The organism is Allobosea sp. 2RAB26, assembly GCF_052115465.1.
Classification (GTDB): domain Bacteria; phylum Pseudomonadota; class Alphaproteobacteria; order Rhizobiales; family Beijerinckiaceae; genus Allobosea.
This window is the reverse complement of the sequence record NZ_JBFRGS010000017.1, coordinates 53445-72938: the sequence shown is the minus strand read 5'-3', so window position 1 is coordinate 72938 and position 19494 is coordinate 53445. Positions and strand designations below refer to the sequence as shown.

The 19494-nt window shown below is 65.5% G+C and carries 16 protein-coding genes and 1 pseudogene; 11 read left to right on the top strand and 6 right to left on the bottom strand.

Annotated features, from left to right (window positions below):
- Positions 1-3 precede the first annotated feature (3 nt).
- The 9 genes from doeB (at position 4) to AB4118_RS26740 (ending at position 8776) form a co-directional block, all read left to right on the top strand.
- Positions 4-1017 carry a N(2)-acetyl-L-2,4-diaminobutanoate deacetylase DoeB gene (gene doeB / locus AB4118_RS26780; protein WP_441492589.1) on the top strand — a complete coding sequence of 338 codons (1014 nt, stop codon included), beginning with the start codon at positions 4-6 and terminating at the stop codon, positions 1015-1017.
- Between the two features lie 105 nt (positions 1018-1122).
- A complete protein-coding gene (gene ehuB, locus AB4118_RS26775; protein WP_441480479.1) occupies positions 1123-1974 on the top strand; it encodes an ectoine/hydroxyectoine ABC transporter substrate-binding protein EhuB in 852 nt (283 codons plus the stop codon).
- 79 nt (positions 1975-2053) lie between these two features.
- Positions 2054-2719: an ectoine/hydroxyectoine ABC transporter permease subunit EhuC gene (gene ehuC / locus AB4118_RS26770; RefSeq protein ID WP_441480478.1), complete on the top strand. Its 666-nt coding sequence runs from the start codon at positions 2054-2056 to the stop codon at positions 2717-2719.
- A 10-nt stretch (positions 2720-2729) separates the two neighbouring features.
- The gene (gene ehuD / locus AB4118_RS26765; protein WP_441492588.1) at positions 2730-3422 is read left to right on the top strand and encodes an ectoine/hydroxyectoine ABC transporter permease subunit EhuD; all 693 of its coding nucleotides are present in this window, start codon (positions 2730-2732) and stop codon (positions 3420-3422) included.
- Positions 3419-4198 (top strand): ectoine/hydroxyectoine ABC transporter ATP-binding protein EhuA, encoded by a 780-nt coding sequence (gene ehuA / locus AB4118_RS26760; protein ID WP_441480476.1) that lies wholly within the window; start codon positions 3419-3421, stop codon positions 4196-4198. Before ehuD ends, ehuA begins: the two co-directional genes overlap by 4 nt.
- A 135-nt stretch (positions 4199-4333) precedes the next feature.
- Positions 4334-5842 (top strand): NAD-dependent succinate-semialdehyde dehydrogenase, encoded by a 1509-nt coding sequence (locus AB4118_RS26755; protein WP_441492667.1) that lies wholly within the window; start codon positions 4334-4336, stop codon positions 5840-5842.
- Positions 5843-5877: 35 nt separating this feature from the next.
- Positions 5878-7260 (top strand): aspartate aminotransferase family protein, encoded by a 1383-nt coding sequence (locus AB4118_RS26750; protein WP_441492587.1) that lies wholly within the window; start codon positions 5878-5880, stop codon positions 7258-7260.
- Positions 7261-7899: 639 nt separating this feature from the next.
- The gene (gene parS, locus AB4118_RS26745) at positions 7900-8328 is read left to right on the top strand and encodes a type II RES/Xre toxin-antitoxin system antitoxin (protein WP_441480474.1); all 429 of its coding nucleotides are present in this window, start codon (positions 7900-7902) and stop codon (positions 8326-8328) included.
- Position 8329: 1 nt separating this feature from the next.
- Positions 8330-8776 carry an RES family NAD+ phosphorylase gene (locus AB4118_RS26740; protein WP_441492586.1) on the top strand — a complete coding sequence of 149 codons (447 nt, stop codon included), beginning with the start codon at positions 8330-8332 and terminating at the stop codon, positions 8774-8776.
- Positions 8777-9020: 244 nt separating this feature from the next.
- Here the strand turns inward: AB4118_RS26740 and scpB are convergent.
- The 5 genes and pseudogenes from scpB to AB4118_RS26715 all read right to left on the bottom strand — a co-directional run bounded on the left by scpB (position 9021) and on the right by AB4118_RS26715 (position 15372).
- Positions 9021-9559: pseudogene (gene scpB, locus AB4118_RS26735) on the bottom strand (SMC-Scp complex subunit ScpB).
- 242 nt (positions 9560-9801) lie between these two features.
- Positions 9802-11415: a hydantoinase B/oxoprolinase family protein gene (locus AB4118_RS26730; protein WP_441492585.1), complete on the bottom strand. Its 1614-nt coding sequence runs from the start codon at positions 11413-11415 to the stop codon at positions 9802-9804.
- Positions 11415-13466 carry a hydantoinase/oxoprolinase family protein gene (locus AB4118_RS26725; protein ID WP_441492584.1) on the bottom strand — a complete coding sequence of 684 codons (2052 nt, stop codon included), beginning with the start codon at positions 13464-13466 and terminating at the stop codon, positions 11415-11417. Before AB4118_RS26725 ends, AB4118_RS26730 begins: the two co-directional genes overlap by 1 nt.
- An 18-nt stretch (positions 13467-13484) precedes the next feature.
- The gene (locus AB4118_RS26720; protein WP_441492583.1) at positions 13485-14324 is read right to left on the bottom strand and encodes a PfkB family carbohydrate kinase; all 840 of its coding nucleotides are present in this window, start codon (positions 14322-14324) and stop codon (positions 13485-13487) included.
- A 34-nt stretch (positions 14325-14358) separates the two neighbouring features.
- Positions 14359-15372: an SIS domain-containing protein gene (locus AB4118_RS26715; protein ID WP_441492582.1), complete on the bottom strand. Its 1014-nt coding sequence runs from the start codon at positions 15370-15372 to the stop codon at positions 14359-14361.
- A 210-nt stretch (positions 15373-15582) separates the two neighbouring features.
- Between AB4118_RS26715 and AB4118_RS26710 the strand changes: the two genes are divergently transcribed.
- Positions 15583-16329: a GntR family transcriptional regulator gene (locus AB4118_RS26710; RefSeq protein WP_441492581.1), complete on the top strand. Its 747-nt coding sequence runs from the start codon at positions 15583-15585 to the stop codon at positions 16327-16329.
- Between the two features lie 67 nt (positions 16330-16396).
- The gene (locus AB4118_RS26705) at positions 16397-17722 is read left to right on the top strand and encodes an NAD(P)/FAD-dependent oxidoreductase (RefSeq protein WP_441492666.1); all 1326 of its coding nucleotides are present in this window, start codon (positions 16397-16399) and stop codon (positions 17720-17722) included.
- 72 nt (positions 17723-17794) lie between these two features.
- Here AB4118_RS26705 and AB4118_RS26700 read toward each other — a convergent pair whose 3' ends face one another.
- Entirely contained in the window at positions 17795-19321 is a 1527-nt protein-coding gene (locus AB4118_RS26700; RefSeq protein WP_441492580.1) for an ABC transporter substrate-binding protein, read from the bottom strand.
- Between the last annotated feature and the right edge of the window lie 173 nt (positions 19322-19494).

Genomic DNA, 19494 nt, shown 5'->3' with positions numbered 1-19494 from the left:
GGCATGTCGATCGCCTCGCCCCGTCCCTCGCCAGTGACGCCTACGATCGACCTATCGGCGAAGGGCGTTCAGCACGGCCATCTGCGTCTGCCGTATAGCCGCGATGACAGCGCCTGGGGCTCGGTGATGATCCCGATCTGCGTCGTTGCGAGCGGGGAGGGGCCGACCGCGCTTTTGACCGGCGCGAACCATGGCGACGAATATGAGGGCCCGGCGGCACTGTTCGAGCTGGCGTGCACGCTCGACCCGGCGACAATTTCGGGCCGGGTCATCATCCTGCCGGCGCTGAACTACCCCGCCTTCCGCGCGGGGACGCGGACCTCGCCGATCGACAAGGGCAATCTCAACCGCAGTTTTCCGGGCCGCCCGGACGGCAGTGTCACCGAGAAGATCGCCGACTATGTCACGCGCCATCTCGTGCCGCTCGCCGATATCGTGCTCGACTTCCATTCGGGCGGAAAGACGCTCGACTTCCTGCCCTATGCGGCGGCTCATGAGCTGCCGGACAAGGCGCAGGAGGCGCGCTGCTTTGCGGCGGTTGCCGCCTTCTCCGCGCCGTACTCGATGAAGATGCTGGAGATCGACGCCGTCGGCATGCTTGACACCACGGTCGAGGAGATGGGCAAGGTCTTCGTTACGACCGAGCTCGGCGGCGCCGGGACGGCAACTGCCCGCAGCATCGGCATCGCTCGGCGCGGTGCCGGGAACCTGCTCAGGCATGCCGGCATCCTCGCAGGAGCGCCCGAGACTGCGCCGACCCGCTGGCTCGACATGCCCTCCGACGACTGCTTCACCTTCGCGCAGGATGACGGGCTGATCGTCTTCCAGCACGATCTCGGCGAAGCCGTGCGGGCCGGCGAAGTGATCGCCCGGGTTCATCCCGTTGGAAAAACCGGGCTCGCCCCGGCCGAGTACCAGGCTGCCATGGATGGCATCCTCGCCGCCCGTCACATCCCCGGGCTGATCAAGGCGGGCGACTGCCTTTGCGTCCTCGCCGCGCTGCGGGAGGCACCCTGACCCGTTCGGCCGGGCGACCGGCCCAAGCCAAGCCGCCGGCGCGAAGACGCCAGAGAAGCCGAAGCAATCGGCATGCGGAGAAACATCAACCAGAGGAGAATGCAGATGCCGTTTCTGAAGATTGCCGGAATCTCCGCCATGGCTCTCGCCATCGCCCTGTCCGCGGCTGGCGCCACCAGCCTCAAGGACGTCAAGGACCAGGGCTATATCCGCGTCGCGACCGCCAACGAGCTGCCCTATTCCTACATGAAGGATGACGGTACCTCGGCCGGTATCGGCCCCGACGTCGCCAATGCCGTGCTGAAGAAGCTCGGTGTCGCGGAGGCCAACTGGTCCGTCACGCCGTTCGGCACTCTGATCCCCGGCCTCAAGGCCAAGCGCTTCGATTTCGTCGCCGCCGAGCAGAACATCTCGCCGGAGCGGTGCAAGCAGGTCTCCTTCACCGAGCCGAACTCCTCCTATGGCGAGGGTTTGCTGGTGAAGAAGGGCAACCCGAAGAAACTGACGACCTATGCCGATATCGCCAAGGATCCGTCGCTGAAGGTCGCGGTCGTGTCCGGGGCGAACAATATCGACTTCCTGCGCGCCGTCGGCGTCAAGGACAGCCAGGTGATCTTCATCACCGCCAATGCCGACGCGCTCGCCACCGTACAGAGCCGCGCCGACGCCTATGCCGCGACCGAACTCACCGTCGCCTCGCTCGCCAAGGGCCAGGCCAATGTCGAGCAGGTCGCGCCCTTCAGCGACCCTGTGGTCAACGGCAAGCCGGTCCGCAATTTCGGCGGCTTCGCATTCCGGTCCGAAGACAAGGAGCTGCGCGACGCCTTCAACGCCGCCTTGGTCGAGTTCCGCAAGACTGACGATTACAAGAAGATCCTCGGCACTTACGGGCTGTCGGAAGCCAGCATCAAGGCAGCGGCGGAGCGCAAGGTCGAGGACCTCTGCGCCGGCAAGTAAGGCTAGCTGACATCGTTCCGCCCGCCCCGATGGCGGGTGGAGCTCCACACCTCTTAAACGCTTTCGCGGAGCCTACTGGATGGAGTGGCTGTCCTATCTGCCCGCATTGTCGCGCGGTGCCCTCGTCACTGCCGGGATCACCTTGTCGGCGATCGCGATCGGCGCTGTCGCCGCCTTTGCGGCCGGCATCGCCCGCGTCGAGGGCGGGCGCGTGCTGGCGACGATTGCCCTTTGCTACACCGAGCTCTTCCGCGGCACCTCGCTGTTCGTCCAGCTGTTCTGGTTCTACTACGCCCTGCCGCTCTTAGGGATAAGCTTTGAGCCGGTCGCCACCGGTATCCTCGTGCTCTCGCTACACGTCGGCGCCTATGGCTCCGAGATCGTCCGCGGCGCGCTTCAATCGGTCTCCGTCCAGCAGCACGAAGCGGCGCGGGCGCTGAATTTCGGCCGCACCCAGACGCTTCTTCACATCACCTTGCCGCAGGGGCTGGTCGAGATGATGCCGGCCTTCGGCAATCTCGCCATCGAGACCCTGAAACTATCCTCGCTGGTGTCGCTGATCTCGATCGCTGACCTGACCTTCCGGGCGCAATCGATCCGCAACCTCACCCTCGATAGCGCCGGCGTCTACAGCCTGACGCTCGTCGGCTACTTCGCGATGTCGCTGGTGCTGATGTTGATCATGCGGCTGATCGAACGGCTGGTCCGGCGCGGCGCCGCCTTCCCGCGCGCGGCCCATTCGTGAGGCTGATGGCATGATGTACGGCTTCGAATGGGATACGACGACGCCACTGACCTACGCGTCCTCGATCCTGCCGATTATCCTGATCGGGCTGACGGTGACGCTGCAGGCGGCTGCTGCAGGCTTTGCGATCGCGCTGGTGCTCGGCCTTGTCTTCGCGCTGCTGCGCCGCAGCCGTTTTGCGGCCGTGTCCTGGACGACGGCCATCGTCGTCGAGTTCCTGCGCGACACGCCGCTCTTGGTGCAACTCTTCTTCCTCTACTACGTGCTCCCGGACTATGGCGTCACGCTGCCGGCCTTCCTGACCGGGGCGATCGCGCTCGGGCTGCAGTATTCGGCCTATACCTCCGAGGTCTACCGCGGCGGTATCGAGGCCGTGCCGCGCGGGCAATGGGAGGCGGCGACCGCGTTGAACCTCTCCCGGATGCAGACCTATCGCGACATCGTCGTGCCGCAGATCGTGCCGCGCATCTTGCCGGCGATGGGCAACTATCTCGTCGCGATGATCAAGGAGACGCCGGTGCTCTCCGTCGTCACCGTGCTTGAGATGATGGGGCTCGCCAACATGATCGGCGAGCGCACCTTCGAATATCTGGTGCCGCTGACCCTGGTCGGCCTGATCTTCCTCCTCCTCACGCTGATCTGCTCGGCCGGCCTGCACCGGCTGCACAAGGCGCTGCCGAAAGCAGGGATCCCGCTGCGATGACCGAGACCTCTCAGGCGCCCATCATCGAGTTCGCCGGCGTCACCAAGCGCTTCGGAGCCTTGACCGTGCTCGACGACTTCAACTTCAGCGTCGCCCGTGGGGAGAAGGTCACGCTGATCGGCCCGTCGGGCTCGGGCAAATCGACGGTGCTGCGCATCCTGATGACGCTGGAGCCGTTCCAGGAGGGCCGGCTGACGCTTGCAGGCATGCCCTATCACGAGCCGAAAGCCGGCGGACCATTCAAGGCGTCGGACGGGCATCTGCGCCAGATCCGCAGTCATGTCGGTATGGTCTTCCAGAGCTTCAACCTGTTCCCGCATATGACCGTTCTTCGCAACGTCGTCGAAGCGCCAGTGCGCGTGCTCGGCCTGCCGCGCGGCGAGGCCGAATGCCGGGCCGTCGACCTGCTCGCCATGGTCGGGCTCGCCGACAAGAAGGACCATTATCCCGCACAGCTCTCCGGCGGCCAGCAGCAGCGCGTCGCCATTGCCCGCGCGCTGGCCATGCGTCCCCGTGTGCTGCTCTTCGACGAGCCGACCTCGGCACTCGACCCGCAACTCGTCGGCGAGGTTCTCTCCGTCATCCGCGGCCTCGCCAGCGAACACGACCTCACCATGCTGCTGGTCACCCACGAAATGCGCTTCGCGCGCGAGGTCTCCGATAGGGTCTGCTTCTTCGACAAGGGGCGCATCTGCGAACAGGGGGAGCCGGAGCGCATCTTCAGCGCGCCCGAGCAGCCTCGCACACGCGAATTCTTGGCCTCGGTGCTGGGCTGAGCCGGCGCCGACACTCTATCGGCGCCGGCCTGAACTTCCGAGACTTTCTCGGCGCGAAACCGAGACTTCGAAGACAGTCTCGCCAGTCCTTCACCTAACCTCGTCGTCAACTGAGGGAGGATGGTCATGAACGCAATGACGAGCACGGCAAGGCGGGAAACTGCAATCGCCAAGCCTGCCGAGCATCCCGGACTGTCGCGCCTCGCCGATCGCCGCCTGCTACGGCAGCTCGCCTATATCGACGGGCGCTGGACCGCTGCTCGCGACGGCAAGACCTTCCCGGTGAGCGACCCCGCGACGGGCGCCCTCGTCGCGCAGGTCGCAGCGCTCGGAGCGGCTGAAGCGACGCAGGCTATCGAGGCGGCGCATGCTGCCTTCCCGACCTGGAAAGCGCTGCTGCCGCAGGCGCGCGCAGCACTGCTGCGGCGCTGGCATGCCGAGATGTTTGCGGCAGCCGAGGATCTCGCGCTTCTGATGACGCTTGAACAGGGCAAGCCGCTGGCGGAAGCGCGCGGCGAGATCGCCTACGCCGCCGACTTCATCACCTATTACGCGGAGGAAGCGCTGCGCGTGAATGTCGAGAGCGTGACCAGCCATTTGCCGGGTGCGCAGATGTCGCTGTCGCGCGAGCCGGTTGGTGTTGCAGCCTTGCTCACCCCGTGGAACTTCCCGTCCGCCATGCTGACGCGCAAGGCCGCGGCAGCCCTCGCCGCCGGCTGCACCGTCGTCGCTCATCCCTCGTCGCACACGCCACTGTCGGCACTGGCACTGGCGGAGGTCGCCGACCGCGCCGGGCTGCCGGCTGGCGTCTTCAACATCGTTACCGGCGACGCCGCGCCGATCGCAGAAACCTATTGCGCCGATGCTCGCGTGCGTGCCGTCAGCTTCACCGGCTCGACCGAGATCGGCCGGATCGTCGCCCGCAACGCTGCGGCAACCGTCAAGCGCGTGGTCATGGAGCTCGGCGGCCATGCGCCGCTGATCGTCTTCGACGATGCCGATCTCGACCGGGCTGTTGCGATCGCCATCGATGCCAAGTTCGCGACGTCCGGCCAGGACTGCCTCGCCGCCAACCGGATCTATGTGCAGCGTGGTCTCTATGAGCGCTTCTGCGCTGCCTTCGCCGACAAGGTCTCGGCGCTGCGGGTCGGGTCCGGCCTGGAGCGCGAGGTCGAGATCGGCCCGTTGATGCACGCGGCTGCCAAACGCAAAGCCGAAGCCCAGATCGCCGACGCTTTGGCGCGCGGTGCGCGGCGGCTGACGCCGGAGCGCGCCATGCCGGGCCCGCTCTTCTTGGCGCCGACCGCCCTCGCCGACGTGCCCGACGAGGCGCTGATCATGCGCGAGGAGACCTTTGCCCCAGTGGCGGCCATCGCCTCGTTCGGCAGCGAGGACGAGGTCATCGCCCGTGCCAACGACACCGAATACGGCCTCGTCGCCTATCTCGTGACGCGTGACGGCGCGCGGGCCGCACGCATGGCCAGGGCGCTCGAATACGGCATGGTGGCGGTCAACCGGGTCAAGATCACCGGCGCGCCGATCCCCTTCGGCGGGATGAAGCAATCCGGTCTTGGTCGCGAGGGCTCGCGCCACGGCCTCGAGGCCTTCACCGACCTCAAATATGTCTGCCTCGATCTGAACTGAGCCGCCGTTTGCCGTTTCCACGAAGGATTCCTGCGATGCTCGACCATCACGCCCGCACCAGCAACGAACTGGACGCCTGGGACCGCGACCACGTCTTCCATCCCTCGACCCATATGGGCCAGCATGCCCGTGGTGAGACCCCGAACCGCATCATCGCCGGTGGCGAGGGCGTCTATATCGTCGACCGCGAGGGCAAAACGAGCCTCGACGCATTCGCCGGCCTCTACTGTGTCAATGTCGGTTATGGCCGAAAGTCGATCACCGATGCGATCGCCGAGCAGGCGGCGAAGCTGCCCTATTACCACGCGTATGTCGGCCACGGCTCCGAGCCCTCGATCAAGCTGGCCAAGATGGTGGTGGAGCGCGCGCCCAGGGGCATGAGCCGCGTCTTCTTCGGGCTGTCTGGCTCGGACGCCAACGAGACCAACCTCAAGCTGGTTTGGTACTACAACAACGTCCTGAAGCGGCCGGAGAAGAAGAAGATCATATCGCGCTGGCGCGGCTATCACGGCTCGGGCGTGATGACCGGCAGCCTCACCGGCCTTGCCGCCTTCCACACTCTCTTCGACCTGCCCAGGGCCCCGATCCTCCACACCGAAGCGCCGTATTACTACCGCCGCGAGGACCGCAGCCTCAGCGAGGAGCAGTTCTCGCAGCATTGCGCCGACAAGCTCGAGGAGCTGATCCAGGCCGAGGGACCGGAGACGATTGCCGCCTTCATCGGCGAGCCGGTGCTCGGCACGGGTGGCATCGTGCCGCCGCCCGCCGGCTACTGGGCGAAGATCCAGGCGGTGCTGAAGAAGCACGATGTCCTACTGATCGCGGACGAGGTCGTCACCGGCTTCGGGCGACTGGGCAGCATGTTCGGCTCGGACCATTACGGCATCGAGCCCGACCTCATCACCATCGCCAAAGGGCTGACCTCGGCCTATGCGCCGCTCTCGGGCGTCATCGTCTCGGAGAAGCTCTGGCGGGTGCTGGAGCAGGGCTCGGATGAATACGGCCCGATCGGCCATGGCTGGACCTATTCCTCGCACCCGCTTTGCGCTGCTGCGGGCGTCGCCAATCTCGAACTGGTCGACGAACTCGATCTCGTGCGCAATGCCGGCGAAGTCGGCGCCTATTTCAATGCGACGCTGCAGGATGCCGTTGGCGGCCATCGCCATGTCGGCGAGGTCCGCGGCGAGGGCCTGTTGGCGGCGGTCGAGTTCGTCCGCGACAGGGATGACCGCGTCTTCTTCGCTACCTCTGAAAAGGTCGGCCCGCGCATTGCCGCCGCCCTGCTGGAACAGGGCGTCATCGCCCGCGCCATGCCGCAAGGCGATATCCTGGGCTTCGCACCACCGCTATGCCTCACAAGGCAGGAGGTCGACCAGATCGTCGACGCGACCCGGCGCGCCGTGGCGGCAGTGCTTTAGCGCCAATGATCCCATGAACCTAGTCGCGTTGGCGCTGTTGCGCCAGTTAGGGACGTTGGGCCCTCGCCCGGGAGCGGACATTGATTGCCCGTGAAACGGCGGTCGGTTGCGACCAAGGTTGTGTGCAAACGGGCTGACCCGCGGGCGCTGGTCAGCAGTGCCTTGTCCGCTCCGCCCGTCGACCGATCAGCGCCTGTTCCCGGCGTTCGAGGATCAACGGGCGGCCCCCTCCCCGGCCATGAAGCGCGTTTGCGCGCAGGATCTCCAGCGTGACATGCATGGAGCTGACCACAGGTGGCGAACGGATGTTGCTGGCGCGAGCCGGTTGTCGACGCGCTGGCGACGGACGCGCAGGAGCTGGATTTTCGCCGCACCTTCGAGGATCGGGAGGGCGAGACCACGGCGCGCGGGCGGCGGCGCGTTCCTGAGAAAGCTGGCTTGTACCGGGCCCGTGCTCTGCCTGGGTGGCCTCATCGTCTTGGGTCGCCCGAGCCGAACCGGGCCGCGAGGGGAAGGCGATGCTGGGCATCGACGAGAACGCCGAGGGCGCGACCCTGATCCGGCGGCTTGGCGACCGTGCCACTTGTAGCTATGGCGATATGCCCCTATATCTAAGGCATATCGCCAGGGAGATCGGCCATGACCACAGTTACCGCACTCGAAGTCGTTGGTGGGCGCGACCTAATCGGCGCCCCCATCAATAGCAGCCGCGATCTCATTAGCGCAGTTCGGCGAGGCTTCCCGGTCCAGACTGTGGAGTACGTCATCAGCAGCGGCCGCATGTCCCTCGCCGAAATTGACCTGGTTGTCATTCCTCGCAAAACGCTCAGCCACCGGCGCAAGATTGGCACCCTGACATCCGAACAATCTGACCGCCTGATCCGGGCTGCGCGCGTCCTTGCCGAAGCTGAGGAAACGTTCGGATCTCAGCAGAAGGCAGCCAAGTGGCTGCGCCGACCAACAACCGCACTCAGCGGCGAAAAGCCCATCGACCTCCTCGACACCTCGGAGGGAGCAGACCAGGTCGAGGCGCTGCTCGGCCGCATCGGCCACGGCATCGCCGCCTGATATGAAAGTCTGGCGTGTTTGCCGTTTACCGTTTGCCGATTTGAACGGCGAGGGGGCTCGGATCTACGGCGGACGGTGGAACACTCCCGGACGCCCCCTGCTGTATACGGCCGAAAATCCGGCGCTCGCGGTTCTTGAGGTAAGAGTACATCTCGACCTCGAGCCTGACCTGATCCCAGACGATTACGTCCTCATGGAAATCGAGTCAGGCTCAGCTGTAATCAAAGAGATTTTGGACCCAATTGAAGCACCGGCAACTGTCGGTGACCGCTGGCTCGCCTCAATGGAAACCCCGATCCTTAAGGTTCCATCCTTTGTGGTGCCAAACAGCTTCAACTTGCTGATCAACCCGGCGCACCCCGGAGCCGCGAGCATCAGCATCCAAAGCACAAAACCATTTGATTTCGATAGGCGGCTCTGGCTCCCCCTCACATACATGCCTCCGTGAGGAGAGCCTGCCGATCGGCGGGACAGATCTCAAAAATGGAAGGGTGGCAGGTCTCATGACAGCCGCCCTTCTTCATGTCGGCTCACCCATCTGGTTGGTTGAGGCGCGGGCTGCTCGATCCACTTCTTCATCTCATTGAAAGACCCATCGGCCGAGCCCGCGCGCCTGGTTGAACTCATCGATGAAAGGCCTCTTCGCTGGCTCGGCTCATCATGCTGGCTCAATTCCGCCCGTCGCGCCCCGATCATTGGCGACGCCGTCGCGTTCCGCGTGCCCTCCCGTCGTCGGCGCCGCTCGTCGGGATCTCCTCAGCCAGGAGCGTGTCCTTGGTCAGCAGGCCGGCATCCTCGAGCTTTTCGAGATCCGGCAGGTCGCGCAGGCTGGCGAGACCGAACGCCGACAGGAATCTGTCGGTCGTGACATAGGTATAGGGCGCCCCCGGCTCCGGCCTGCGCGGTCCGGCCGTGATCACGCCGGCGCGTTTTAAGCGCCGCAACGCTGTCGCGACTCGTCTCCTTGCCAAAGACTTTACCGAGCTCGCTGCGGGTGATCGGCTGCAGATAGGCGATCCCGGACAGAAACAGCATCTCGGTCTGCGACAGGCTGGCGGCCGCTTGCGGCGCTCCCGACACCGCCCGGATCGCCGGGGCAAAGGCGCCGCGCGTCCGGTGCGGCCAGCCCCCCGGCGACAGCGACCAGGTCATAGGGGCGGCCGCGCAGCTCCTCGCTGATGTCGGCAATGATCAGATCGATCGCACAGTCGCGACCGACCACCTGCGCCAATTACGGGAGCGCCCATGGGCGTCGACCTCTCGATAGGGGCGGTCCACTGATCATCTCACCAAACGCATGTTCAGCCGGCGCGAGGCGAGGCACTCGCTCCCGCCATTGCCGGCGATGCTCTGGCGTGCTCTTGCGGGTAGGGCGGGCCGCTCGCCCGCGGACGAGCCTCGCGCATCTTTGGCGCAACGTTCTCGGGCGGAATCGGCGCAATACGGGCACCAGCTCCGGGAGATCTCCGCCCGTTACTGCTGCGCCAGGCGCCCTTCGGCAAGGTCGCGCGCCTGCGCCTCCGGATCGCGCTCCGCCGGCGGACCGTAGCCGCCGGCACCCGGCGTGATGATCTCGACGATCTGTCCGGGTTCGAGTGCACCATCGCCCCTTGTGAAAGGCGCGACACCCTCGCTGAAGGAGAAGGAGCCGCCCTGTCCTGGCTCGCCGCCGGCGATGCCCCAGGGTCGCGACTTTAGGCGCGAATTATCCACGTTGAGCCGGCAGGGAGCCTCGGCCCGGTAGACGCGGCGAAGGCCCATGCCACCACGCTGGCGGCCGCGCCCGCCCGAGCCATCGACCAGTTCATAGCGCAGCAGCGTCAGGGGGTACTCGACCTCGAGCGCCTCGACCGGCAGGTTCGAGGTATTGGTCATGTGGACATGCACGCCGTCGAGACCGTCCTTGCCGGCGCGTGCGCCGGAACCGCCTCCTATCGTCTCAAGATAAACCCAGAGATCACCGCTATCCGGCATCGCCCCCATGAAGGTCGCCGATGCCACGGCCCCGGAGCAGGCCGCGATGACACGATCGGGCACCGCCTGGGCGAGCGCCCCATGGATCAGGTCGACGACCCGTTGGCAGGGTGCGATGCGCCCGTTCACCGCCGCCGGATGCAGGCAGTTCAGCACCGTGCCTTCCTTCGCTGCAACGGTGAGTGGTCGTGCGAGGCCGGCATTGGGCGGGATGGTCGGGTCGGCCACTGTCTTGACGGCGTAATAGACGGTCGAGAGCAGCGCGGTATAGACCATGTTGAAACCCGCGCGAGCCTGTGGCGGGCTGTCGAAGGCGAGCGTCATCTCCTCGCCAGCGACCGTGATCGCGACCGAGAATTCCATCTCGTCATCGAGCTCGGGATTGTCGAAGCGGTCGCTGAACCGATAGACGCCATCTGGAATCGAGGCGATGCCGGCGCGCATCTTGCGCTCCGCATAGTCCTGCAGTGCCTTGCCGGCCGCGAGCACGGTGGTGCGGCCATATTTGTCGCAGAGCGCCCTGACGCGCTCAACGCCAAGGCGGTTCGCAGCCATCTGGGCGCGCAGGTCCGAGAGTCGCTCGCGCGGAACCTGGCAGTTGAGCAGGATCAGCTCCTGCACATCCTTCATCAGGGTGCCGCCGTCATAGAGGCGGATCGGCGGGATGCGCAGGCCTTCCTGATAGATATGGGCGTGGCCGCGATCGGCGAAATCGGAATGATGCGCCGTGTTGACGGCCCAGGCGACCATCTTGCCGTCGTGGAAGACCGGCTCGGCCAGCACGATGTCGGGAAGGTGGGTGCCCCCGCCCTCATAGGCGTCGTTGCCGATGAAGACATCGCCCGGCTTCATCTCCGAGACGGCATGGCGCTTCAGGATATGCGGGATGATGCCGATGAAGGAGCCGAGATGCATCGGGATATGCTCGGCCTGGCACAGCGTGTTGCCTTCAATATCGAAGAGCGCAGTCGAGCAGTCGCGGCGTTCCTTGATATTGGTCGAGTAGCTCGCCTTGACCAGCGCCTCGCCCATTTCCTCGGTGATGGAGGCGAAGGCGCTGCCAATGACCTCGACGGTGATCGGATCAACGGTGACGGGTGTAGGCGCGTTCATCACGGCGTCTCCAGGATCAGGTTGAGATAGGGTTCGACACGGGCGGTCATGCCGGGCAGCAGCACCGTGGTCGCATCCATCTGCTCGATGATCGCCGGGCCCTCGATCAGATTACCCGATTTGAGCTTTTCGCGGTCGTAGAGCGCACAATCGACGAAGCCTCCGGTTTCCGGAAACCAGACCTCCCGACGCCCCATGATGGCCGCGGAAGCATCCGGGCCGGCGTCGGGCTCGGGCCGAAACTCGGCCTTGAGCACGAAACCGATAGCCTCGACGCGGTAGGTCACAAGCTGGACCGGTTCGCCTTCGGCCACGAATCCGTAAAGGCGCTTGTGGGCTTCGGCAAAGCCCTCCGCCAAAGCCCTGATGGTTGTAGGCGTGATCGGCCCGTCCGGGACGTCGATGGCGAGCTCGTAGTTCTGGCCGTGATAGCGAAGATCGGCCGTGCGCTTCAGCTCGCGATCGGCAGGCGCGACATTCTCCTCGGCAAACCAGTGCTCGGCCTGGGCTTCAAGGCCTGCGAAAATCTCGGCCATGTCGGGGACGAGCCCATCCCCCAGCGTCGCGAGCCGGGTGGTGGCGAAATTGGCGCGCAGGTCGGTCAGAAGCAGGCCGAGTGCACAGCCGATTCCGGGATTGCGCGGCACGACGATGCGCTTCATCTCCAGCTCGCGCGCCAGCCGCGCGGCATGGAGCGGCCCCGCGCCGCCGAAGGCGACAAGCGCGTAGTCGCGCGGATCATGCCCGCGCTGCACGGAGATGACGCGGATCGCCTTGGCCATATTGGCGGTCACCACGGAGATAATGCCCTGCGCCGTCGCCATAAGGTCGAGGCCGAGCTGTTCCGCAAGCCGGCCGATCGCCTGTTTGGAGAGCGCCTGGTCGATCGGCATGCGGCCACCGAGCAGATGGGTCGGGTTCAGCGTCTGGAGCACGACATTGGCGTCGGTGACCGCCGGTTCGGTCGAGCCGCGGGCATAGCAGACCGGCCCGGGGTCGGCGCCGGCACTGCGCGGGCCCACCTTGAGCAGGCCGCCGGAGTCGATCGCCGCAATCGAGCCGCCGCCGGCGCCGACGGTGTGGATGTCGAGCATGGGCGCCTTGATCGGGTAGCCATGGACATTGGCTTCGCTGGCGAGCTTGGCCTCGCCGCCACGAAGCAGCGCGACATCGGACGAGGTGCCGCCCATGTCGAAGGTGATCAGGTTCTCGATGCCGGTCATGCGGCCGATCGCCTGCGCGGCAACCACGCCGGTCGAGGGGCCCGAGAGCACGGTGCGCACCGGCAGGCGCGCCGCCATGTCGAACCCGATGACGCCGCCATTGGACTGTGTCAGATGCGGCGTGGTGGTGACGCCGAGTTCCTTGAGCCGCTCGGCAAGACGCCGGATGTAGCCCTGCATCACCGGGCCGAGATAGGCGTTCACTACCGCAGTCGAGATGCGCTCATACTCCCGGAACTCGGGCGCGACCTCATGCGAGGCGCAAATGAAGGCCTCCGGAAATTCCTCTGCGACGATGCGCCTTGCCGTTTCCTCATGCTCGGGCCTGACGAACCCGTAGAGGAAGCCAATGGCGACGGCCTTGACGCCGGCCGCTTTCAGCTCCCGCGCGGCCTGGCGCACGCCCTCCTCGTCGAGCGGCGTCTCGACGGAACCGTCATGGCGCAGCCGTTCCGCGACGCCGAAGCGCAGGTCGCGGGTGACCAGCGGCGCCGCCTTGTCGACCTGAAGATCATAGAGATCCGGCCGCTTTTGCCGGCCGATCTCGATCAGATCGCGGAATCCATCGGTCGTGATCAGCCCGGTCCTGACGCCGCGGTGCTGGATTAGGGCGTTGGTGCCCACCGTCGTGCCGTGGCCGAAATAGGCGACATCTGCGGGCTTGGCGCCGACGCGCTCCGTCCCCTCCTGGGTACCGCGTGCAATGGCGCGGGAGGGATCGTCCGGGGTCGAGGGAACCTTCCAGACGGCAACCTGGCCACTCGCATCATCGAAGAGGCAGACATCGGTGAAGGTGCCGCCGGAGTCGATCCCGATACGCCAGGCCATGAGCTCAAACCCTCTCCATCAACAGGCTGCGATCTCCGCAGCCGCGGACCATGGCGTGCCATGGCCAAAACCACCCTGATAAGCGCAGATCGCCGCCGCGTGGGCCGCGCCCGCAGCCAGGGCGTCCGGAACCTCTCTCCCCTCCAGCACCGCCAGAAGGAATGCGGCGATGAAACCATCTCCCGCGCCCAGCGTATCGACGATTTGGGCAGGGGTGATCCCATGGCGATGGAATACCCCACCTGCCAGCGCGAGCGAGCCGCGCTCGCCGCGCGTCACCACCACGAGACCCGGACCGGTCTCGAAGCAGCGACGGGCGAGGTCGCTGCATTCCGCGTCGGAACCTGAGGGGAAGGAGAGGAAGGCGATGTCGAGATGGGGGAGCGTGGCGGCCAGATTGGCCTCAGTCCAGCGCTCGGAGAAATCATAGGAGAAACGGCGTATCGAGGGGCGCAGCGCCGCGAGATCGGCATCCAGTTCGCTGTAGATGCTCGAATGCACCAGGTCGAAGCCGGCGATATAGGTGAGATCCTCAGGAAGGAAACCGCCCCATTCTCCGCGGACACCGCGTTGCGATCGCAGGAAATGGCGGTCATTGCCGTCATGGCCAATGAAGGCCCGGGCATTGTCGCCGGGGAGCACCCGGCAGCGGCCCGTGTCGACCCCCTCCTCGCGCAAGGCGTTGACGATCAGTGTCCCGGCTTCGTCGGAGCCCAGGCAACCCATGTAACCCGTCTCGGCGCCGAGACGGTGCGCCAGCACGGCGACATTGACAGCATTGCCACCCGGAAACTGCAGCGCGCGATCGACATAGGTGTCGACCGTGTTATCGCCGAGTCCGAGCAGCCTGCAGGTCATGGACGTGTCCCTGGCCGATTTCCCATGCGCCTGATCAGTAGGCGACCTTCCACATATAGCGGCGGGTCGAGAGCGGCTGGTTGTGTAGCACCGAGAGATGCGCCGCCATCCGCTTCAACGCCGACTGCAGGATATAGGGCGCGACGATGGGGCGGATTTCCGGCGCGACACCCGCCATCGCGAAATCGCGGGAATCATATTTCATGACGCGTTCGGCATAGGTGTCGCAGAAGCTGGTGACACGCTCCATCAGTGGCCGGCTCGGGTCCTCTCCGCTGATCAGGATCAGCGGTGTCTGGCGATCGATGATCTCGAACGGGCCGTGGAAGAACTCCGCCGCCTCGATCGGATAGCTGTGCAGCCAGAGCATCTCCATGAGGATGCAGACGCCGAAGACATAGGCCGTGGTGAAGCCCGGCCCCGAAGCGACATGGTAGAAGTTGCGATCCTTGGCATAGAGACGGGCATCGGCTGCGGCCCGCTCCTCGTTCTGCTCGGCCGCATCGCAGATGGCGGCTGGGAGCGCGTCCAGCGAGGCAACGAGCTTGTCGCCGAGCGGCCAACCTTCCTTCGCGCTCATGATGCCGCCGACCAGCGCCTGCATCAGCATGAACATGGCGGCGAAGGATTCGCTGGTATCGCCCACCACGAAGCTCTCGGGGGCCGCGGCAGCGAGCGGCTTGTCGGCATATTGGCTGAAGGCCACGACCTTGCAGGGCTTGCCCATCAGGGTTGCCGCGGCCGCGACGGTCTCGGGTGTCGTGCCGGACTTGGAGGCGAGCAGAACCAGCGTGCGCTCGTCGAGGCGCGGCGGATTGATCGCCATGAACTCGGCCGGGAAGTAGCGTCGCACCTCGATTCCAGGGGAATAGTGCTCGAGCCAGTACTTGATGCCGAGCATGGCGCGGTTCGCCGAACCGCAGGCGACAAGGTAGATCCGGTCGATCTGCGGGGCGAGGCGGCGACCGAGCGCGTACGCCTCGGGCACGGCGGCACGAGTCTGGGCGAAGCCCTCATGAACGCGGGTGCGGTCAAAGGCGATGGACATGGGAGGAACCGATTCCGTAAGCGGAGAATTGCGAGGTTCAAGGAATTGGTATACACCAATCACCTATACCAATTCGTGTCAAGCATAGTCCAACTGACTTATGGCCACCTCGCCGACAATGGATTCTCGTGTTTCAGTGCCTCCGGGGATGTGGAGCCGGCGCAATCCTCGCTATATGCGGGAACGGGAGAGGCCCGAGAGACACCAGCCATGCGCGAACCCGTGAAACGGGCCAAGCCGATCTATGTCGAGGTTCAAGACTACCTGCTCGACCTCATCAGCGGACCGGATTACGGCCCCGGCGACCGGGTGCCGTCCGAGCGCGCGCTGGCCGACACGCTCGGCATCAACCGCATGACCGTGCGCAAAGCGATCGACAAGCTGGTCGACCGCAATGTGCTGGAGCGCAACGGCACCAGTGGGACGCGCGTTCCCCTGGTTCAGGTGACGCGCCCGATCGACGTGCAATCGACGCTCGGCATCACCCGGATCATCCGGAACGCTGGCGGCAACCCGGGCAGCAAGCTGCTGCATTTCGGAGAAGAGAAGGCGACCGAGAGCATCGCTCGCCGGCTCGACATCCCGGTCGGCGCCGAGTTGGTCATGTTCCGCCGGCTGCGCAGCGTGAACGACGAGCCCTTCTGCATCGAGACCAGCCATCTGCCGGCCTCGCGCTTCGCCGGGCTGCTCGCGGAAGACCTCATTGGTGGGCAATCGCTCTATGAGCTGCTGCGAGAGCGCTATGGCGTCGAGGCCAGCGCCCGCGACCGCGAGATCGGCGTTGGCATTGCAACCGATCTCGAAGCCCGGCTTCTGCAGCTCAAACCCGGCTCGCCCACGCTCGTGTTGCGGCTGATCGCCCGCGACGGTGAAGGCAAGCCGATCGAATACATGAAATCGGTCAACCATCCGCATCACGTCGTCTTCCGCAGCTCAACGCCCGCCTCACAGGACTGACCATGCCGCTGCCCGCCTCCCGTCCCCGGCCGGAGGCCGGTCTGTCCTCTTCGAGCGCGGAGCAGGCCTGATGGGCATCACCATCGAAACCGTCGACCCGGACGCGGCTCTCCCTGCGAGGAGCGATGTCGTCATCATTGGTGGCGGCATTATCGGGATCATGACCGCGCTCTTCCTGGCCAGGGACGGGATTTCCGTCACGGTCTGCGAAAAGGGCGAGGTCGGCCATGAGCAGTCCGGCCGAAATTGGGGCTGGGTCCGGATCATGGGCCGCGACCCCGGCGAGATCCCGCTCGGGCTGGAAAGCATGCGGCTCTGGTCGGAGATGGACAAGCTCGTCGGCGGCGATACCGGCTTCACCCGCTCAGGCATCGCCTATGTCGCCGATACGCCCGCTGCACTCGCCCAGCATGAGGCCTGGCTCGATCATGCCAGGCAATATCAGCTTGACTCCCGGCTCCTCAGTTCGCGCGAGATCGAGAGCGTTCTGCCCGGCTGCAAGCGCGCCTTTACCGGTGCCCTGTTCACGCCGAGCGATGCGCGGGCCGAGCCGCAGAAAGCTGTGCCTGCCATGGCGCGTGCGCTGCGCCGGCATGGTGGCACCGTCCTGACACGGTGTGCGGTGCGCGGCATCGAGACCAAGGCCGGCCGGGTCAGTGCTGTGGTGACGGAGCGCGGCACGATCGCCTGCTCACAGGTCGTGCTGGCCGGCGGCGCGTGGTCGCGGCTCTTCCTCGGCAATCTCGGTATCGATTTTCCGCAGCTCAAGGTGCTCGGTTCGGTGCTGCGCACCCAACCGCTGGACGGTCCTCCGCCCTATGCCGTCGGCGCCTCGGATTTCGCCTTCCGCAAGCGCCAGGACGGCGGCTACACCGTCGCCCATCGTGGCGCCAGCACAGCCGAGATCGTGCCGGACTCCTTCCGCCTTTTTGCCGATTTCCTGCCCTCGCTGGTGAAGCAGCGGCAGGAACTTCGATTGCGCCTGAGCCGGCGCTTCCTGGACGAAGCGCGGACGCCGCGACGCTGGGGGCTCGACGAAGTGACGCCTTTCGAGCGCATGCGCGTGCTTGATCCGACCCCCTCGACGGCGATCCTGGACGAGGCGAAAGCCAACCTGATCAAGGCGTTTCCGGCCTTTGGGGGAATGAAGGTCGCGCAGGCCTGGGGCGGCTTCATCGATGCGACGCCCGATGCCGTCCCGGTGATCGGCGAAGTGCCGCGCCTGCCCGGCTTCTTCATCGCCAGCGGCTTCTCCGGCCATGGTTTCGGCATCGGCCCCGGTGCGGGGCGGCTCGTCGCCGACCTCATCAGGGGGGCGACGCCGATGATCGACACCAAACCCTTCCGGCTCGAGCGTTTCGCCCGGCTGGCGCGCCCCACGCGCGTGGCGTGAGCCCGTCATATCGCGTCCGGCGCTTCCCGGAATGACCGAGCTCGATTGGGCAATACGTAGCCGTGCCGCCGCTTAGCCTAGTGCCGTCTCTTCCATTGCATAGGCCGAGAAGAAGTTCGTGCCGCCGGGCAGGCCCTTGAAGCCGGTGACACCCTTCACCATGCCATAGCCCTGCGAGCGCCAGGCCAGGCCGACCAGCGGCGCCTGCTCCAGCGCAAGCCTTTCGAGTTCGGCATAGATCGCTTTGCGCTTGGCGATATCGAACTCGGCGCGGCCCTTGGCAAAGAGCGCGTGAATCTCCGGTGTCGGCAGGCCGAAGCTGCGCGAGATATTGGCCGGCAATTCGCCGTCGAGCAGCGGGGCGAGCCCGTCGGGGTCATTATTGTCGGCGGTCGTACCCTGGACGCAGAATTCGTAGCGCCCCTTGCCGCCGAGATCGACACGCTGTGCCCAGTCCGGCAGGTTGAGCTTCACGTCGATACCGATTTCGCCGAGCTGGGCCTGCACCACCTCGGCCGTCGATTTGTGCATGCCGTATTGCGCGGTCGAGAGCAGCGTGCAGGGGAAGCCTTTCGGCACGCCCGCTTCCGCCATCAGTTTTTTCGCCCGGTCGGGATCATAGCTCCAGAACGTCGCGCGGCCGGTATCGTAGTAAGGGCTCGTATCCGGAATCGGGATTCCCTGCAGCGGCGTGCCACGCCCGTAGAAGGCGGCCTGGACGATCTCCTCGCGGCGGATCGCGAAACCCACGGCCTGACGCAGCCGCGCATCCTTGAAGGGCCCGGTCGTGCCGTTGAAGTTCAGCCCCATGAAGGGGCCATTGGCGGCGTCGAGCTTGAGGCGTGGATCCTTCTCGATCGAAGCCATATGTTGCCAGGGCACATATTCGATCAGGTCGATATCGCCGGCCTGCAGCCCCGCCACCCGAAGATTCTCGTCGGCATAGGCGGTGAGCTTGATGCCCGCAAGCTTGGGAAGGCCGGGCTTGTAGTATTTGTCGAAGGCCGCGACCTCGATCGAGACCCCCCGTTCCTGATCCTTGATCATGAACGGGCCGGCCCCGATCCCAAGCCCGCGCCCCTCGATCGAGTCCTTTGCGATGATCGGCGCATGGGGGCTCGCGAGCCAGATCGGCAAGGTCACCGTAGGCTGCTTCATCACGATGCGGACGGTGCGCGGATCGGGCGTCTCGATCTTCTCGATGCCGCCGAATTCGGATTTCAGAAACGCTGTGGAGTTCGGCAGGGCGATCTGTTCGAGCGTCCATTTCACATCTTCTGCCGTGACCGGCTTGCCGTTGTGGAAGCTCGCCGGCCTGAGCTTGAAGATCCAACCGGTCTCGCCGTCCTGCGTCCAGGATTCCGCCAATTCCGGCCTGACCTCGCCCTTTTCGTCGAAACCGGTGAGACCGCGGAAGATGAGCAACTTGACCGTCAGCGCGGCGGTGCCGGTGTGGACCCAGGGCTGCAGGCTCGGCGGAAAGCTCGACAGCCCGAAGCGCAGGATCTTCTTTGGTGATGCTTGCGAGAAGGCGGAGCCTTTGAGCAGTGGCAGGCTCGCACCAGCGGCGAGAAGGGCACGGCGCGAAATCATCGTCATCGGAGATCCCCTTATTATCGGCCTTCGGGGCAGCATGGATTGGTGTATACCAGTCTGTCAAATCATGATTTGGCTTACGGATGAGGCATCGTGTCCGGCCTGTTTCTGGCGATGCTACGCCGGTGGATGGAGGCGGGGGGATGGTGTTCGCTCACAGAAAGCCGCTCGGCGAG

Bases quoted from the DNA above. Each gene is read 5' to 3' on its own strand.
- doeB (WP_441492589.1), top strand. From the start codon at position 4: ATGTCGATCGCCTCGCCCCGTCCCTCGCCAGTGACGCCTACGATCGAC.
- ehuB (WP_441480479.1), top strand. From the start codon at position 1,123: ATGCCGTTTCTGAAGATTGCCGGAATCTCCGCCATGGCTCTCGCCATC.
- ehuC (WP_441480478.1), top strand. From the start codon at position 2,054: ATGGAGTGGCTGTCCTATCTGCCCGCATTGTCGCGCGGTGCCCTCGTC.
- ehuD (WP_441492588.1), top strand. From the start codon at position 2,730: ATGATGTACGGCTTCGAATGGGATACGACGACGCCACTGACCTACGCG.
- ehuA (WP_441480476.1), top strand. From the start codon at position 3,419: ATGACCGAGACCTCTCAGGCGCCCATCATCGAGTTCGCCGGCGTCACC.
- AB4118_RS26755 (WP_441492667.1), top strand. From the start codon at position 4,334: ATGACGAGCACGGCAAGGCGGGAAACTGCAATCGCCAAGCCTGCCGAG.
- AB4118_RS26750 (WP_441492587.1), top strand. From the start codon at position 5,878: ATGCTCGACCATCACGCCCGCACCAGCAACGAACTGGACGCCTGGGAC.
- parS (WP_441480474.1), top strand. From the start codon at position 7,900: ATGACCACAGTTACCGCACTCGAAGTCGTTGGTGGGCGCGACCTAATC.
- AB4118_RS26740 (WP_441492586.1), top strand. From the start codon at position 8,330: ATGAAAGTCTGGCGTGTTTGCCGTTTACCGTTTGCCGATTTGAACGGC.
- AB4118_RS26730 (WP_441492585.1), bottom strand. From the start codon at position 11,415: ATGAACGCGCCTACACCCGTCACCGTTGATCCGATCACCGTCGAGGTC.
- AB4118_RS26725 (WP_441492584.1), bottom strand. From the start codon at position 13,466: ATGGCCTGGCGTATCGGGATCGACTCCGGCGGCACCTTCACCGATGTC.
- AB4118_RS26720 (WP_441492583.1), bottom strand. From the start codon at position 14,324: ATGACCTGCAGGCTGCTCGGACTCGGCGATAACACGGTCGACACCTAT.
- AB4118_RS26715 (WP_441492582.1), bottom strand. From the start codon at position 15,372: ATGTCCATCGCCTTTGACCGCACCCGCGTTCATGAGGGCTTCGCCCAG.
- AB4118_RS26710 (WP_441492581.1), top strand. From the start codon at position 15,583: ATGCGCGAACCCGTGAAACGGGCCAAGCCGATCTATGTCGAGGTTCAA.
- AB4118_RS26700 (WP_441492580.1), bottom strand. From the start codon at position 19,321: ATGACGATGATTTCGCGCCGTGCCCTTCTCGCCGCTGGTGCGAGCCTG.